Source organism: Acetobacter sp. AC2005, from assembly GCF_037901235.1.
Lineage (GTDB): Bacteria > Pseudomonadota > Alphaproteobacteria > Acetobacterales > Acetobacteraceae > Acetobacter > Acetobacter oryzoeni.
The window spans coordinates 1,784,490-1,800,000 of record NZ_CP149625.1; the positions used below are offsets into that span (position 1 = coordinate 1,784,490).

Annotated in this window: 15 protein-coding genes and 1 tRNA gene; 10 read left to right on the forward strand and 6 right to left on the reverse strand. The window is 52.9% G+C overall.

Annotated features, from left to right (window positions below; all coding sequences use genetic code 11):
• The first annotated feature begins 20 nt into the window (after window positions 1-20).
• The 8 genes from argS (at window position 21) to QQM41_RS08650 (ending at window position 7,808) form a co-directional block, all read left to right on the forward strand.
• Window positions 21-1,820, forward strand: coding sequence for an arginine--tRNA ligase (gene argS, locus QQM41_RS08615; protein ID WP_339076871.1), 1,800 nt, complete (start codon window positions 21-23; stop codon window positions 1,818-1,820).
• On the forward strand, window positions 1,820-2,821 hold the full coding sequence (locus QQM41_RS08620; RefSeq protein ID WP_339076872.1) for an SPOR domain-containing protein: 1,002 nt from the start codon (window positions 1,820-1,822) through the stop codon (window positions 2,819-2,821). The genes argS and QQM41_RS08620 overlap by 1 nt, the downstream gene beginning before the upstream one ends.
• A 20-nt stretch (window positions 2,822-2,841) precedes the next feature.
• Window positions 2,842-3,747, forward strand: a complete 906-nt coding sequence (locus QQM41_RS08625; RefSeq protein ID WP_339076873.1) for a ScpA family protein — start codon at window positions 2,842-2,844, stop codon at window positions 3,745-3,747.
• The gene (scpB, locus tag QQM41_RS08630; protein WP_339076874.1) at window positions 3,744-4,610 is read left to right on the forward strand and encodes an SMC-Scp complex subunit ScpB; all 867 of its coding nucleotides are present in this window, start codon (window positions 3,744-3,746) and stop codon (window positions 4,608-4,610) included. The genes QQM41_RS08625 and scpB overlap by 4 nt, the downstream gene beginning before the upstream one ends.
• 72 nt (window positions 4,611-4,682) lie before the next feature.
• Window positions 4,683-5,351, forward strand: a complete 669-nt coding sequence (gene tatB, locus QQM41_RS08635; RefSeq protein WP_196332577.1) for a Sec-independent protein translocase protein TatB — start codon at window positions 4,683-4,685, stop codon at window positions 5,349-5,351.
• Entirely contained in the window at window positions 5,348-6,178 is an 831-nt protein-coding gene (gene tatC, locus QQM41_RS08640) for a twin-arginine translocase subunit TatC (protein WP_339076875.1), read from the forward strand. The genes tatB and tatC overlap by 4 nt, the downstream gene beginning before the upstream one ends.
• 3 nt (window positions 6,179-6,181) lie before the next feature.
• Entirely contained in the window at window positions 6,182-7,450 is a 1,269-nt protein-coding gene (gene serS / locus QQM41_RS08645) for a serine--tRNA ligase (RefSeq protein ID WP_339076876.1), read from the forward strand.
• A 19-nt stretch (window positions 7,451-7,469) separates the two neighbouring features.
• Window positions 7,470-7,808 (forward strand): SMR family transporter, encoded by a 339-nt coding sequence (locus QQM41_RS08650; protein ID WP_339076877.1) that lies wholly within the window; start codon window positions 7,470-7,472, stop codon window positions 7,806-7,808.
• Here the strand turns inward: QQM41_RS08650 and QQM41_RS08655 are convergent.
• Both QQM41_RS08655 and QQM41_RS08660 read right to left on the reverse strand, forming a co-directional pair.
• Window positions 7,805-9,997, reverse strand: a complete 2,193-nt coding sequence (locus QQM41_RS08655) for a protein-disulfide reductase DsbD domain-containing protein (protein WP_339076878.1) — start codon at window positions 9,995-9,997, stop codon at window positions 7,805-7,807. The genes QQM41_RS08650 and QQM41_RS08655 overlap by 4 nt on opposite strands.
• 94 nt (window positions 9,998-10,091) lie before the next feature.
• Window positions 10,092-10,307, reverse strand: coding sequence for a zinc-finger domain-containing protein (locus QQM41_RS08660; protein ID WP_050818426.1), 216 nt, complete (start codon window positions 10,305-10,307; stop codon window positions 10,092-10,094).
• A 60-nt stretch (window positions 10,308-10,367) separates the two neighbouring features.
• On the opposite strand from QQM41_RS08660, the gene QQM41_RS08665 reads away from it, so the two are divergent.
• Together QQM41_RS08665 and QQM41_RS08670 are read left to right on the forward strand one after the other, a co-directional pair.
• Window positions 10,368-11,477: an alpha/beta fold hydrolase gene (locus QQM41_RS08665; RefSeq protein WP_339078093.1), complete on the forward strand. Its 1,110-nt coding sequence runs from the start codon at window positions 10,368-10,370 to the stop codon at window positions 11,475-11,477.
• A 120-nt stretch (window positions 11,478-11,597) separates the two neighbouring features.
• Window positions 11,598-11,674, forward strand: a tRNA-Arg gene (locus QQM41_RS08670).
• A 116-nt stretch (window positions 11,675-11,790) separates the two neighbouring features.
• Here the strand turns inward: QQM41_RS08670 and QQM41_RS08675 are convergent.
• The 4 genes from QQM41_RS08675 to QQM41_RS08690 form a co-directional block, all read right to left on the reverse strand.
• Window positions 11,791-11,997 (reverse strand): hypothetical protein, encoded by a 207-nt coding sequence (locus QQM41_RS08675; RefSeq protein WP_339076879.1) that lies wholly within the window; start codon window positions 11,995-11,997, stop codon window positions 11,791-11,793.
• 63 nt (window positions 11,998-12,060) lie between these two features.
• A complete protein-coding gene (locus QQM41_RS08680) occupies window positions 12,061-13,896 on the reverse strand; it encodes an FUSC family protein (protein ID WP_339076880.1) in 1,836 nt (611 codons plus the stop codon).
• A gap of 121 nt (window positions 13,897-14,017) precedes the next feature.
• Window positions 14,018-14,914: a LysR substrate-binding domain-containing protein gene (locus QQM41_RS08685; protein ID WP_339076881.1), complete on the reverse strand. Its 897-nt coding sequence runs from the start codon at window positions 14,912-14,914 to the stop codon at window positions 14,018-14,020.
• A gap of 25 nt (window positions 14,915-14,939) precedes the next feature.
• The gene (locus tag QQM41_RS08690) at window positions 14,940-15,359 is read right to left on the reverse strand and encodes an NUDIX domain-containing protein (protein ID WP_339076882.1); all 420 of its coding nucleotides are present in this window, start codon (window positions 15,357-15,359) and stop codon (window positions 14,940-14,942) included.
• Between the last annotated feature and the right edge of the window lie 152 nt (window positions 15,360-15,511).

Below are 15,511 nucleotides of genomic sequence, written 5' to 3' on the forward strand. Positions count from 1 at the left end.
ATTACGGGGTTAAGTGTTTTATGTCTGACTGTGTGTTTCAGCGTTACCGTCAACATGTTCTGGCCATTGTGCAGGAACTGCTGCCCAATGTGCCGGAAGAAACGCTGGCCCGCGTGGAACTGACCCCAACGCGAGACCCCTCGCACGGAGATATGGCAACCAATGCCGCTCTGCTGCTGGCCAAGGTGGCACGGCGCAAACCGGCAGATATTGCGGCTGATCTGGTAACCGCCCTGCAAAAGGTAGAAGGTGTTGCCTCAGTAGCCGCGGCAGGGCCGGGGTTTGTAAACATTACGCTCAAGCCCGATGTTATGCGTGGCATTCTGCCCGCAGTGTTGAATGCAGGTGAAGCCTATGGGGCATCTCAGGCAGGCAAGGGCTTACGGGTGAATGTGGAATATGTTTCCGCCAACCCAACTGGGCCAATGCATGTTGGGCATTGCCGTGGCGCCGTGGTGGGGGATGCCCTTGCCAACCTTATGGCCAAGGCAGGCTTTGCCGTTACCAAGGAATTTTACATTAATGATGCCGGCGCACAGGTAAAGGCGCTGGCATGGGCAGCCTACTGGCGTTACCTGCAAGCCCTAGGCACCCAAATGACGCAGGATGATTTTTCTGCGCTGGCTCCGGGTGGTCTGCAATATCAGGGGGAATATCTTATTCCCGTAGGTATGGAACTGGCTGCGGAATACGGCAACAAGCTAACAGAAACCGATGCCGATGGGGCACCTCTGCCAGCGCCAGAAGCCACGTGGCTGGAAACAGTGCGTGGTTTTGCCGTGGCGCATATGCTTGCAGCTATCAAGGAAGATTTGGCAGCCCTTGGCGTGCATCATGATGTGTTTACATCAGAAGCCGAAGTGCTGCGCCGTGGCGTAACAGATGCGGCTATCAGCAAGCTGGAACAGCAGGGACTGTTGTATGAAGGCGTGCTGGAGCCCCCCAAAGGCAAGCTGCCGGAAGATTGGGAAGAGCGCGAGCAGCTTCTGTTCCGTTCTACTCAGTTCGGGGATGATGTTGATCGCCCGCTGCGCAAGTCTGATGGCACCAATACCTATTTTGCTAACGATATTGGTTACCATGCAGACAAGGTAGCCCGTGGCGCGCAGATGATGATTGACGTCTGGGGCGCCGATCACGGTGGCTATGTCAAACGCATGAAGGCGGCTGTTAAGGCGATTACGGGCGATACGGTGCCGCTTGAAGTAGTGCTGTGCCAGATTGTGCATATTCTGCGTGATGGGCAGCCCGTTAAAATGTCCAAACGTGCTGGCACGTTTGTCACGCTGCGTGATCTGATTGATGAAGTTGGGCGTGATGCGGTGCGCTTTACCATGCTAACCCGCAAGAGCGATGCTCAGATGGAGTTCGATCTTGATCTGGTTGTCGCGCAGCAGCGTGATAACCCGGTGTTTTATGTGCAGTATGCCCATGCTCGCTGTCGCTCCGTGTTGCGGGCCGCAGCCGAAGCTGCTGTGTATGGTGATACGGATGATGCCGCTCTGGCTTCAGCATCGCTCGAATCTCTGACATCTGATGCAGAAATGGCGCTTATCCGCCGTCTGGCAGAATGGCCGCGTATGGTGGAAGCCGCAGCGCTTGCGCGGGAACCTCATCGTGTGGCCTTCTATCTTGCTGATGTGGCGGGTGACTTTCATGCCCTTTGGAATCGTGGCCGGGATGATGCCTCTTTGCGCTTCCTTCAGCCTGATGCCGTAGAGGCCACCCGTGCGCGTCTTGCCCTTGTTGCAGCTACGGCGGTGGTTATCCGCTCTGGTCTTGCAGTCATGGGTGTGGAACCCGTGGAGGAAATGCGCTGATGAGTGATGAAGACCGACCCAAATTTTCAGCGGATGACAGGATCAGCCGTGCGCGTGAGCGCATGAGCATGGATTACGAAGATCCAGCACCTACACGGCCAGCAGCCGTAGGTGGCCGCCCCACAGAAAACGTGCTGACCCGCTTTTTAAGCAGCGATACGGGCACGCGGCGTCTGGTTTATGGGGCTGCAGGTCTGGGCGGTTTGCTGGTGTTAGGTATTGGTGGTTGGGCACTGGTGGGGCACCATCAGCATGGTATTCCCATTATGGGTCCGCCACCGGTTTCCATGCGTACAAAGCCGGTTGATCCGGGTGGAATGCAGCTCGATTCTGTTGCTATGCCGGATGAAGAAGGTGATGCAAAGGCGCATCCTGTTCCTGCCCCGGAAAAACCTAACCCAGAAGCTCTGGCAGCCCAATATGGTGCGCAGGGTGAAGGGGATGCTGGTAAACCGGAGGGGGCACCTGCTCCGGCAACTGGCGCTGAAGCAACAGGCACAGGGCAGGCAGCAGACCAACAAGCACCCGCCGCCGCACCACCTCCGGCAGATGCACAAAATACTTCTGCGCAGGAGGAAACCGAAGCTTCATCTGGCGGAGAGGAAGGGGACGCCGCTGCGGCTGCACAGTCAGCCGAAAGCAACCCGAAACCAAAGCCAGCAACACCAGTTCCTGCCAAGGATACTGCTGCGGCAAGTAAAGCGGCACCGGCAGATACAAAAGCATCCACTGTGCCACATGGTGGTGTAGAGGGCGGGAAGTATCAGGTGCAGTTGGCTGCGGTGCAGAGCGAAGATGAAGCGCGTAAGGAGTGGTCGCGCCTGAAGTCTCGTTACCCCACCTTGTTCGGAGATAGCACGCCTTCCTTTGTGCGGACGGAGCAGAATAATGCCACGTTCTATCGCTTGCGCGTAAAAGGCTTTGCTTCCGTTGCAACAGCGCGTGAATTCTGTTCTGCGGTGCGAGAACGCGGCATGGCATGCATGGTTGTGCGGCAATAAGCTGCAACTGGTCTGGCAGAATGGAAGCAGGACACACGCAGGCAGATATTGAAGGTGCGCCAAGCCCAGTAGAGGCTTCTGGCGCGCTGGCTGCTCATGCGCAGGCCGAGCAGGTGCCGCGTGTGCCGCTGTTGCGTCTGGATGGGTTTGAAGGTCCTATGGATCTTCTGCTCGATCTGGCACGAGCGCAAAAGGTCGATCTGGCGCGTATTTCCATTCTGCAACTGGTAGAACAATATCTTGCCGTTGTAGAAAATGCCCGTCGGGTTCGGTTGGAACTGGCCGCAGACTGGCTGGTTATGGCGGCATGGCTGGCGTGGCTTAAGTCGCGCCTGCTCCTTCCCCCAGATGATGAACTTGCCGTAGAAGGCGAAGAAGCTGCAGAACTCTTGCAGGAACGGCTGATAGAGCTTGCCTGCATGGGTGAACTGGCACGTTGGCTGGATGATAGGTCCAGATTGGGGCGGGACGTGTTTGCCCGTGGCGTGGCAGAAGATCTGGTGGAAATAGACCGGTCTGGTCTGGCGCTAGATATGCCGCAGCTTATGCGGGCCTATATGGCGGCCATGCGGCGTAATGCTCGTAAGCGTATTTATGCGCCACGCACGTTACGGTTCTGGACAGTGCAAGATGCCTTAAGCAGGCTGACACGCTTGTTAGGGGAAACGCCACCGGGCTGGAGTAGCCTAGATGCGTTTTTGCCGGATGTTCTGCCAGAGCAGGCCGAAGGGGCAGATGCGGTGCGCCAACGGCGTGCCGCCGTGGCAGGCACACTGATTGCAGGGCTGGAACTGGCAAAAAGTGGAAGGCTAGAATTGCGGCAGGAAGAGGTGTTTGGGCAGATCATGCTACGCCCGCATGAAGAAACGCATGAGCCAAATAGTGCTGAAAACGCACTTGCCACAGAAGAAGCGCAGAATTCATGACCACGGACATAACGGATAATGCTGCTTCTGAAAGTGCAGAGGCCATGAAGGTAGTTCAGCCTGAAAACACTATGGTTTCAGAAGAAGCTTTACGCTTGGCGGAAGCACTTATTTTTGCGTCTACCGAACCAGTAAGTGCGCGCCGGTTGGCGGAGTTGCTGGAATTGCGCCAGCTTGTGCCAGATGGAGTGGATAATCTGGCCGCCTTTGTAACATCTGTTTTGCAAGCCCTTGTGCAGCGTTATGAAGGCCGGGGTGTGATGCCTGTTGAAATAGCCGGAGGGTGGCAGTTTCGGACAGCGCCAGACTTGGCGCCAGCCCTTACGCGCGTGTTGGAGCGGCCTCGCCGTTTTTCACGTGCGGTTATGGAAACACTGGCAATTATTGCTTATCACCAGCCCTGCACACGTGTGCAGATAGAAGAAATACGCGGCGTAAGCCTTGGCCAGAATGTGCTGGATACGTTGATAGAATCAGCACTTATTATGCCCAAAGGGCGCAAGGAAGTGCCAGGGCGGCCTGTATTGTGGGGTACAACGCAGGATTTTCTACGCCATTTCAGCTTACGCTCTTTGGCGGATTTGCCGCGCAGGGAAGAACTGCTGGTAGAAGTGCCAGAAAACGCAGGGGCAATGGGGCGCCCACAAACAGAAATCACTTTTGCAAATGGCGCAGAAGAGGTGGCTGATCAGGCAGAACACGCGCCCGATATATCAGGCACGGATGCACAGTCAGAGAATGCGCTACAAACTGATACTGGCTCAGCCACGGCTGCCGAAAATACAGATGAACAGGCAGAGATAACGCCAGAAGTTGCGGCAGAAAGCATAAAACCGCATGTTTCCGCGCCAGAAGGCTCATGATAGATACTCTGCATCTGGTTGTGCGGGCGTTTTTGTTTTTCCCGTGCGGTGCGTGCAGCAACGGAACTGCCCATGTTTGATTTTGCCTGGTCTGAAATCGCGCTGATTGGCGCCGTGGCTCTGGTCGTGATCGGCCCGAAGGATTTGCCCGTGGCTATTCGTGGGCTGGCAGGAGCTATAAAAAAGGCACGCAAACTGGCGGGGGAGTTTCAGTCTCACGTTGATGAAATGGTGCGTGAAGCTGATCTGACGGAAGTGCGTGATCAGGTTCGGGATCTCAAAAACCTCAACGTACGCAACCGGATCATGAAGGCCATTGATTCCGATGGCACGCTAAGCAGTTCTTTCGCACCGCCGCCACAAATTGCTGAACAGCATATTCCCGCTGGCCCCCGTGCATTGGATATGCCTGCTTCCAGCACACAAAGCACAACCAATGTTTCTGCTTATGTGCCCAGCACGTATGAGCCAGCCGTAACGGATGAGGATATTGCCAGCGCTCCGCCAGAACTACCGCCCAATATTGTGCGCCGCATTTTGAAAGAGCAGGACCGTTTGCACCCTCCAGCATTTTTGCCGCCAGTGCGCGTCATGCACGGTGGGCGTAGTGTGGCACCGGGTGAAAGATTGGGGCGTGTGGCTGGCCCAAGCAGGCCAGCATGGCAGCAGGATGTGGATTTGCAGACAGAGCAGCCAAAAGGGGCTGAGCCAGAACAGCAGGTGATGGATCATCAACCATGAACGAAAACGAAACCGTGGGGGAAGATCCTATTCACGATCAACCAATGCCGTTGATTGATCATTTGCTGGAATTGCGTCGCCGTTTGTTATGGGCAGGCGCTGCCTTCATTCTGTGTTTTGCGCTGTGTTATCATTACGCAGGTGATATATATCTGTTTCTGGCGCGCCCGTTGGGTGAAATTATGCGCCAGCAGGGAGAGCAGCCGCATCTCATTTACACCGCGCTGTATGAGGCATTTTTCACCTATATTCGTGTGGCGTTTTTTGGCGCGGCTTTTTTGTCTTTTCCCGTTGTGGCCATGCAGGCGTGGATTTTTATAGCCCCTGGGCTTTACCGGTCGGAAAAGCGCGCTTTTGCTCCATTTCTAATTGCAACGCCTATTCTGTTTCTGGTTGGGGCATCGCTGGCCTATTACTTTATTTTCCCCATTGCGTGGCGTTTCTTCCTGTCGTTCCAAACAGCAGGTGCGGGGCATGATGGTGTGCAGATTGAGCTGCAAGCCAAGGTTTCCGAATATCTTTCACTGGTCATGAAACTGATCATGGCTTTTGGCGTGGCGTTTGAACTGCCGGTAGTGCTTACTCTTCTGGCGCGGGTGGGTATTGTTACGGCAGATATGCTCCGGCGTTTCCGCCGTTATGCCATTGTGGGCGCTTTTGTTATTGCCGCTATTCTGATGCCGCCAGATGTTATCACCCAGATTGGTCTGGCTGTGCCGTTGGTCTTACTTTACGAAATTTCCATTATCTGCGCGCGCTTGGTCGAACCTAAATGGAAGGCCAGCCAAGCGGAAGATACATCCAACCCCCAGCAGGAGGTTCCCTGACCCATGCATGATATTCGCGCCCTGCGGGCTGATCCCGCTGCTTTTGATGCCGATCTTGCCCGCCGTGGGATTGAGCCTGTTTCGGCCAAATTGCTGGCATGGGATGAAGAACGCCGCCAGGCCCAGACTGTGTTGCAGGAAAAGCAAGGGCGACGCAAAGCGCTGGCACGTGAAATTGGAACTCTGAAGCGTAATGGTGGCGATAGCAGTGATCTGGAAGCTGAAGGCTTGGCCCTGCGCGCAGAAATGGAAGCGCTGGAAGAACAGGTAGACGCACTGGGGCGTGAAAGCACGGCACTTTTGGCTAACCTGCCCAATCGTTTGGATGCCACCGTGCCAGAAGGCCCGGATGAAAGCGCCAACGTGGTGCAGCATGAATGGGGCACAAAGCCTGCCTTTACGTTTACACCCAAGCAGCATTTTGAGCTGGGTGAAACGCTAAAGCAGATGGATTTTGCAACAGCAGCCAAGCTTTCTGGTTCGCGTTTTGTGGTGCTGCGTGCCGGTATTGCGCGTCTGGCGCGTGCTCTGGGCCAGTTTATGCTGGATCTGCACGTTACCGAGCATGGATATATGGAAACGCAGGTGCCCGTCATGGTGAATGATGATGCCATGTATGGAACAGACAAGCTGCCAAAATTTGCAGATCAATCCTTCCGTACGGAAGATGGCCGCTGGCTTATCCCCACAGCAGAGGTGCCGCTTACAGCTTCTGTATCTGGCGATATTCTGGAGGCTTCAGCACTGCCGCTGCGCATGACAGCATTAAGCCAGTGTTTCCGAAGCGAAGCAGGCGCCGCTGGGCGAGATGTACGTGGGATGCTCCGCCAGCATCAGTTTGAAAAAGTGGAAATGGTTTCCGTGACCACGCCAGAAGAAAGTGATGCCGAGCATGAGCGCATGACGCGCTGTGCAGAAAAGGTGCTGGAAAAGTTGAACATTCCGTATCGCCGCGTGCTGCTGTGCGCTGGTGATACCGGGTTTGGCGCAGCTAAAACCTTTGATCTGGAAGCATGGCTGCCGGGGCAGGATGCTTGGCGGGAAATTTCTTCGTGCTCCAATACGCGGGATTTTCAGGCTCGCCGCATGAACGCCCGTTATCGCCCGCAGGCCGGTGCTGCTCCTGCTTTTGTGCATACGCTGAATGGCTCTGGCCTTGCTGTGGGCCGTACTCTTATTGCGGTTATGGAAAATTATCAGAACGAAGATGGCTCTGTAACCGTGCCGGATGTTCTGCGCCCATATATGGGGGGTATTGAAAAAATTAGCTAAAAAGTAGGGCTTAGATACAATGGTTTCCAAACCTTCCTTATACTTGGCAATTGCCATTGTATCTGAAGTTATCGGCACATCCTTGCTGACAGCCTCACACGGGTTTGCGCGTTGGGGATACGCTGTTGCCAGTCTGGCGGCGTATGGATGTGCCTTCTATTTTCTATCCATCCCGCTCAAAACCATTCCAACGGGCATTGTTTATGCCATATGGAGCGGGGTAGGCATTGTGCTTGTTTCAGCTATTGGTGCGTTGTTCTTCAAGCAAATGCTGGATATGCCAGCTCTTATTGGTATTGGTCTGATTATGGTTGGGGTGTTGGTTATCAATCTGTTTTCAGGTTCCATGCAACACTAACGTGTGGAACTGATAGTTTTAATAACCAACCCTGGTGTAAGCACCTGCTGCAGCGTTATGGGTGCTCCGTTAGCCGGAATAAACAGGTAAAAAGGCACACCATCGCGCCCATGTTGGCGTAGGAAGGCCGTAATGGCGGCATCGTGCGTTGTCCAGTCTCCGCGCAGCAGGGTGACATTCTGGGTTTTGAAGGCTTCGCGCACCTCCGGCACATCCAGCGCTACACGTTCGTTTACCAAACAGGTAATGCACCACGCAGCTGTCATATCCACAAACACGCCTTTGCCGCTGTCATGTAAGGTTTGGAGCCGCGTGGTGGAAAAAGCTTCTACGCCTTCGGGCAAGGTCATGCCTTGGGTAGAAGATGGAGCGGCTGCTTGTTGCCGTAATACGGGCAGCAGAGATAATGCACCAAGCAATGCCAATAATGCCAAACCGTGCAAGGCAAAGCGTTTGCGGTCAGATAACGTGTTCTGACGTGTCTGGGCCAGACCATACACCCATGCGGCTCCCCCCAACAGCACCATGCCTGACCCAAGCAAGGCAACTATAGAAGCGCCACCTTCCAATGTAGCAACCCATAGTAACCATACGCAGGATGCAAGAAGGGGAAATGCTAGAAACTGGCGTAAATAGATCATCCATGCGCCGGGGCGCGGCAGCATTCTGGCGCAGGAAGGAAAGATTGCAATTAACAGATAGGGAAGGGCCAACCCAAGCCCGAGTGCTGCAAATACGGTAAGCCCTGCAATGGGAGGGCCAGACAGAGCCCCGGCAATAGCCACACCCATAAAAGGAGCTGTGCAGGGTGAGGCCACAACAACAGCCAGCACACCTGTTAGAATATCATTCCATAAGCTGTGGTGTGTATGAGGTGCGCTGTTGATGGATACAGCAGAAAAAGAAAACACGCCCAAAAGATTTAGGGCCATGGCAAAAAGCAGCCAACAGATCATTCCCACAAAAAGGGGAGATTGAAACTGAAAGCCCCAACCTGCTGCAGAGCCAGTTAACCGTGCCGCCATCATGGTGGCGCCTAATAAAGTAAAGCTGCCGATAACCCCACCAGCGTAACAGGCTGCGCTCAGAATTTGTTCTTGTCTTGCTGCATGTCCTAGCCGGGTGATTGCCAATGCTTTCATGGCCAGAATAGGGAACACGCAGGGCATCAGATTCAGGATCAGCCCACCTATAAAGGCAAACAGCATTTGCCGCATAAATCCGGCAGACGCAGTGCGCGTATTTTCTGATGTATCGGTAACTGTACCGGGGTTGGCCTTAACTTGCAGAGCGCGTTCGGTGCCAGCTTTATCCTTTAAAACCACAATTCCAGATAAAGATGGCAGGGCAGAAAAATCTGCAGTCGGCTTAAGATGCAACGTCACAGAACCGTTGCTAATGATAGGTTTTTGCGCGGCGGCTTCGGCAATTTTGCCTTGTTGCTCTGGCATGAACCATGCATCGGATACGGAAGTGGGGCTAAGATCTTTACCTGTTAGCTGTAAAATGCCGTTGGAGGAAAAGGTTGCCGTATAAGGTGAAGGCACAGCCATATGCTGTAATGTCTGCTCAAACAAAGGGGCTTGAGCAGAAGGCGCTGGAGTACCTTTACCCAATGTGAGCGCAAGATCAGCTTCTTCGGGCACACAGACATGCTCACACACCAGCCAACTTGCGTGTGCTGTGATGTTCACCTTGTCTGATTTCTGGTCCGCAGATTGAAGAGGAAGCTCCAAAGGCAGAATTACATCGCCAGTATAGGCATAAGACATGAGTGAAGAATCGGGAATACGCTGAGGCACTGGCCACTGAATGGTTTGCGTGCTGCCTTGCAATGCGCCATCCGCTTTTATGGTAATAGCAGGAGGATCTCCTGCATCTCCCGGATTTTGCCAGTATGTGTGCCAGCCGTTCTGAAGCTGAAGCCGCAAGGCAATGTGTAAGCGGCTATGAGCATCCACTGTGTCAGACGCAGTTATCAGGCTTGCAATGCTATGGCCGGTTTTAACCTGCGGGCTTTCTGCAGCGGCTAAAGGATGTGAGAAAACAAAAGGCGCCGCCAAAATGGCAATAGAAAGAGCCAGCCAGCCTGCAAGGCCGCGCCTGTTGCCTTTTTCCTGCCTTGAGGCAGAAGCAGAAGACAGACTAAGGGCAATAAAACGCGAAAGAGGCATAACAGGCAAACTCATGGTGCATTCTGCAATAAGGAACGCGCAGCATAGGCCAAACTTGCCTGTAATTGTAACCTGTTGTTGGTGAAAGCGAAGGATGCAGAAAAAGCAGTTAGTGTTCTGCTAGCGCCTCGGCATCTGGTTGCAGCACAAACAGGCGTGAACAATAGGGGCATACGGTTTGATGACCGCTAATTTTCAGCCATACGCGCGGGTGCCCAAGCGCGCCCAAGCCGCCATCGCAGGCAATTGTGCGTTTATCCACCATAATGGTTTCAACATGCCCCAGTTTGGGGTGTGGCACAGGGTTGGCAGGCTGTATCAACATAGGTGTGGTATTCCCTTTTTGCTATGATGCCCAAATGAACAACATGTGCTGTCTGTGTGCATGATAGCTGTGTGGGCTATGGTTTTGCACCTTTCTTATCTTCCCATGCGCGTGAGCAGATATGGACGATGCAGTTGCGCGTTACTGGTTGTGTTTTTGAGTTTGGCAGGATGCAGCATGAAACTTCCTGATCCCCCTAAGCCTCCACCACGTTTTGCGGCAGCTGCGCGGCTTGTTCCACCCGATCGCATGTTCACATTGTCTGACGGTGCAGCCATTCCCGCTCGCGTATGGAAGGCGCAGGAACAACCGCGGGGTATATTGCTGGCGCTGCACGGATTTAATGATAGCCGTGATGCTTGGGAGCAACCTGCGCCATTTTTTGCCGGACAGGGCATAACTGTAGTCGCGCCAGATCAACGGGGTTTTGGCGAAGCCCCAAACCGTGGAGAATGGGCCGGTTCAGACCGTATGGTGCAGGATGTGCGGGAAGAAATAGCCATCCTTCAGAAAGAAAACCCCCAGATACCGCTCTATCTTACGGGTGAAAGTATGGGGGGCGCTATTCTCATGCTTCTCATGTCTAAGTCAGATGCTCCATCTGTTGCTGGCACATTGCTGCTGGCACCTGCTGTGTGGAATCTGGGCCTAGGGGCAGATATTCCATTAGATGTTCTGGCAACGCTTTTTCCACATCATTTGGTAACTGGGCGGGAACTGCCCGTGCATGTGGTGGCGAGTGATAATCCGGCAGCCCTTTTGCGCCTGTATTTTGACCCGCTTACCCTAAGGGCTACGCAGCTAGAGGCCTTGCGCGGGTTAGTGGGTTTGATGAAGCAGGCCGCCGCCGCTGCGCCACAAATTAAAGGGCCACTGCTTTGTGTGTATGGAGATAAGGACCAACTTGTGCCTTCCAAGGCAATGGCCAAGGTATGGGAAACTTTGCCCAAAGGTACGCGGCTGGATCTGATTTCCGGCGGCCACCATTTGTTGCTGCGCGATAAGAATGGCAAGCAGGTGATGCAGGACATGCTATCCTGGATCACGCAGCCAGATAGTTTTTTACCATCAGGTGGAGATGTATCCGCCAGTACGTGGCAAGCACAAAATCCGGCAAAACCGGAGGGAAAGTGGTTTCCGGCCTCATGGTTGGATGGTTTGGCACGTTAAATCCATCATCCCAGAATGATAGGGGCGGAATACGGCGTAAAAGTCTATCTGCGGAAGTTATCAGGATAATGCAGATAGAGGCTTGGCAAATACCCCTGAATTGCGTTAGGGAAGGCGCACGGACCCGTAGCTCAGCTGGATAGAGCGTTGCCCTCCGAAGGCAAAGGTCGCGCGTTCGAATCGCGCCGGGTCCACCATTCCTTAAAATTATTGATAGTTTTTGGCCGCTTTCTGCAAAAGTTAGACCCTTTTGTGGTCTCGGTGAGACCGTCTGCTCCCAACGTTGAAGTTATACGGTTTGCCTTGATAGGTATTACTTTTTGTGTCGGTAATGGTCTTTTGCATCTTCCAGTAGGCTTCGCAGGCTGGCGCGAGGGGATGCAATAAATCCGATAAAACCCAAAAACGCGGTAATACCTGCGCCGCTCCCTAAGTTGGCACCTGTTTGAGATGTAGAAGCCCGTTGGGTTGCCCGATCTGTGGTTGGCGTCTTGTTTTCAGGTTTGGGCATGCGGTGCATTCTTTCGGGCTGTGAGTTTTTCAGCCGCAAATATGCAAAACCGTAAACAAGACTGAAAAGCCACTATTTCATGGGGGCAGCCAGAACATGCAGGTAAGTGCATATTTTTTCCATGCGCGCGTGGTCTGGAGAAGAAGGTGGGAAATCTTCCTGTTTCAGGCTGTTTAGAAAATCCTGCGTTTGTTGCATGCGTAAAGGGCTGCCGGAGGCCCAGACCCGAAGGATTTTTTTGATCTCGGTTTTTAAAGCCTCGGGAAGTGTTTTGTCCTTCAAAGTATCCCGCAGAAAAATCAGATACAGGCCTTTCACCATGTAAATGATCTGCTCCTGAATATAATGTTCCGTTTTCTCCTGAGGGAGAGCTTTGGAAGTATTGATAATTCGCACAAGGCTTTCTGCATTTCTCGAAAGCCAGATATGGGGCAGGGTTTTATCACCTGTACGGGCCAGATGATTCAGGCTTTTTTCTATCCATCTACGCGTGCGGCGCATATGAGAATCAAGCCTGAAGGGAAAGATAATTAGAAAAGTCCACCGGGCGAACAAGACAGCGCCCAGAAACGCCAAAGTGGTGTTGAAAAAAGATTGCTCGTCAAATCGTCCTTGGTTGGCAGGTCCAAGCAGCACGGGCAGGAACATGTTGAATGAAAAAGCATATCCGGCTGTGTGTGCATGCCGCGCAGCTAACCCGCCAATAATCATCGGAATAAACAGGAACAGAACCAGAAGTTCTGGTGCCGTTATGGCTGGTATAACCAGTAGTGCGTATAAAGCGGCAATAAGCCCGCAGCATAAAGCACCCTTAAAAAATGGGGCCGCCGCCAAAAGTGGATTTTCACGCGTGGCCAGCAAGCCATATACGAGTGAGACAAAAGAAAAAAACGTAGGGCCTGCGGGCCATGCGGTTACTTCCCATACAAGCCATGCCCCCAGAATGCCCAAACAGGCCCGGATACCGTTATCCATGGCCTCTACGGCATGCCTGCGAGATTGCAGCCTGAAACGGAAATGATCCCTAGATTTCGGATACATACAGGCCTGAATATGCTGGCGGATAGCTGCTTCATCAGCCAGCATGGTGTGTTCTGTTGGTGTGAGTTGATGCGTCAGGGCAAGGCCATATCCGCGGGCCAGCATGGTAATCATGCCAGCAAAAGCTGCGCGTGCATGGTCTGCCGCGTGAGAATGCGGGCCCATTTCCAGAGCATCATATTCTGCACGGGCATTGGCAGTGAGAAGTGCAGATAATGCAGGTTCCAGTGTAATGGCGCGAGGGTGATGGATAAGTGAGGCAATGCCTTGGTTTGTGCTTAACAGAGTTGTGTTCAGGCGTTCTAAAAGGCGTTTTTGTGCCTGTTCCTGTAGGCCTGGCATAAACAGCACGGCCAAAGTGGCTTCACACACAATTCCCAAGATAATGTAGGAACTTCGAGCCATGGCGATATCGAAAATATTGTCTGGCTGCATAATGGCGCCAGATGCCACGATGGCGGAGGTAAAACTGGTGACCAGCAGGCCATAGGCGCGGTAACCGGTGCCAAAAGTTGCTAGCCCGCAGCACACGCCAATCCATAGTGCCAGACTGCAAAAAAATAGCCCCGGTTCTTGGGGAAAAGCTGCAATCAATACAAATGCGGCACAGCAACCAACAAGCGTGCCAAAAATACGCCACCGTGCTTTTGAAAGACTTTCCCCGCGAGAGGAAAGAGCAACCACCCATACAGTCAGCGGGGCCCATTGGGGGCTATCCAGCTCCATCCACATGGCAATCAGCAGAGAGAGACACGCTGCACTCGCAGTGCGGAGTGCAAACAGAATATCTGGCACACTAGGTGCCAGCAGCCACGCCAAAGCTGATTTGTTAAATGGTTGCCCTATAGCGGCGGTAAGTGTGCGCATAACGTTTCCTGCAGGTCGGAAAACGCACGCTGCCGGATACAAAAACGGCCGTCCAAGTGTTTGTCGTAATTATATCATAAGTAATGTTTATGATGAAAATACAACAAATCGAGTGGGCATTTTAGATGGAATAAGAGTGGTGAAAATCCAGCTTCTGTAGAATTTCCCAAGCGCGCATGGATAGGGTGGGTATAATGGCTTGCTGTAAGCGCACAACACCGACATCAGGAGTGGGCAGATTTTCTAGCAAACGTGTTTGTAATATGCCGCTGCGTTCGGGAAGGGCGGCTACCGGCAGGATGGTTGCAAGGCGGCTGGCAAGCACTTCTGTGTGCAGCAGTTCCAAAGCATTTGTTTCTAGCATGATATGGGGTCTTACCCCGGCTTCACGGAATGCTGCATCTATAAACTGTCGGCTACGCATCTGCGGGTTAAGAAGTCCCAAAGGTAACTGGCCAATGGCTTCCCATGAACAATGGCGCGTGTGGGGGAGGGTTATGCCCTCGCCAGCCGCCAAAACGTGCTGTTCTTGGTAAAGGGCATGCGTGTCAAAAGGCCCTTCTGAGGGAATCTGATCCAGATACATCAGGCCTAGTTGGATTTGATGTTCTCTGAGTTGGTGTAAGATTTCAGCGCTGGAGCAAACTGTGATGCTTACATGTAAAGCAGGAATGGAAGCTCTCAGGCTCTCTATCAGTAATGGTATAACCTGCATGGTGGGGGGCATAATGCCAATAGCTATGGAACCACCGGCTACATCCTGAGCAAAGGCGGCTTCTTGGCGCAAATTACTCAAGTCAGAAACGGTCTGGCGTGCCCATGCCAAAACACGCTGGCCTTCTTCCGTTAGCCCATTAAAGCGCCTGTTACGGTTTATAATGGTAATTCCCAGTTCGCTTTCTAGCTGTCGTATCCCGGCAGAAAGAGCGGGCTGAGAAACACCGCAATGTTCTGCCGCGCGTGAAAAATGACGATATTTGTCGAGGGCAATCAAATAAGAAAGCTGGCGTAAAAACATGGTTTGAAATGAACCTAATGAATGCTCAAGAAAGCAAAGTGCGTGCGAGTGGAATAACAGTATCTTTTGTAAACGGCGCCAAAGGAAGATCATCCGGGATATTGAATGGGTTGATCCATATAATCTGCTCTATCTCGGCTGCGGGTAAAACCACTTCTGTCTGAATGGGTAACTGAAACAACTCAGCTTCAATCATGTGGTCAGGCTCATTGGCGGCAGGAGCACGAAAACGGCCAATATGGTTTTGTGCGGGAACAGAAACTGTCAGCGACAATTCTTCCTGCAACTCGCGCTCCAGCGTTTGCTCTGGTCTTTCACCTGTTTCTCGCTTGCCCCCAGGTTGCATAAAAAAGCGTGTTCCATGTTTTCGAACCAAGAGAATGTTCTTGGTTGGGGAAACTAACAAGGCAGTCGCAAGATAAATGGTCTGCGGAGAAGAAGGCATAAAAATTTTCTCCTGCAAAATTACGGAATAAGCCGTGTGTAACCTGAAATAAGATGCACGGTTAGGGCAGAAAATTCAGCTCATATGGAAGTCATACGGAAAGGTAATCTCACGGTAACCTAGGAAAACCGCCATTTTTGGAGGTTATGGCC

Bases quoted from the DNA above. Each gene is read 5' to 3' on its own strand.
- argS (WP_339076871.1), top strand. From the start codon at position 21: ATGTCTGACTGTGTGTTTCAGCGTTACCGTCAACATGTTCTGGCCATT.
- QQM41_RS08620 (WP_339076872.1), top strand. From the start codon at position 1,820: ATGAGTGATGAAGACCGACCCAAATTTTCAGCGGATGACAGGATCAGC.
- QQM41_RS08625 (WP_339076873.1), top strand. From the start codon at position 2,842: ATGGAAGCAGGACACACGCAGGCAGATATTGAAGGTGCGCCAAGCCCA.
- scpB (WP_339076874.1), top strand. From the start codon at position 3,744: ATGACCACGGACATAACGGATAATGCTGCTTCTGAAAGTGCAGAGGCC.
- tatB (WP_196332577.1), top strand. From the start codon at position 4,683: ATGTTTGATTTTGCCTGGTCTGAAATCGCGCTGATTGGCGCCGTGGCT.
- tatC (WP_339076875.1), top strand. From the start codon at position 5,348: ATGAACGAAAACGAAACCGTGGGGGAAGATCCTATTCACGATCAACCA.
- serS (WP_339076876.1), top strand. From the start codon at position 6,182: ATGCATGATATTCGCGCCCTGCGGGCTGATCCCGCTGCTTTTGATGCC.
- QQM41_RS08650 (WP_339076877.1), top strand. From the start codon at position 7,470: ATGGTTTCCAAACCTTCCTTATACTTGGCAATTGCCATTGTATCTGAA.
- QQM41_RS08655 (WP_339076878.1), bottom strand. From the start codon at position 9,997: ATGAGTTTGCCTGTTATGCCTCTTTCGCGTTTTATTGCCCTTAGTCTG.
- QQM41_RS08660 (WP_050818426.1), bottom strand. From the start codon at position 10,307: ATGTTGATACAGCCTGCCAACCCTGTGCCACACCCCAAACTGGGGCAT.
- QQM41_RS08665 (WP_339078093.1), top strand. From the start codon at position 10,368: ATGATAGCTGTGTGGGCTATGGTTTTGCACCTTTCTTATCTTCCCATG.
- QQM41_RS08675 (WP_339076879.1), bottom strand. From the start codon at position 11,997: ATGCACCGCATGCCCAAACCTGAAAACAAGACGCCAACCACAGATCGG.
- QQM41_RS08680 (WP_339076880.1), bottom strand. From the start codon at position 13,896: ATGCGCACACTTACCGCCGCTATAGGGCAACCATTTAACAAATCAGCT.
- QQM41_RS08685 (WP_339076881.1), bottom strand. From the start codon at position 14,914: ATGTTTTTACGCCAGCTTTCTTATTTGATTGCCCTCGACAAATATCGT.
- QQM41_RS08690 (WP_339076882.1), bottom strand. From the start codon at position 15,359: ATGCCTTCTTCTCCGCAGACCATTTATCTTGCGACTGCCTTGTTAGTT.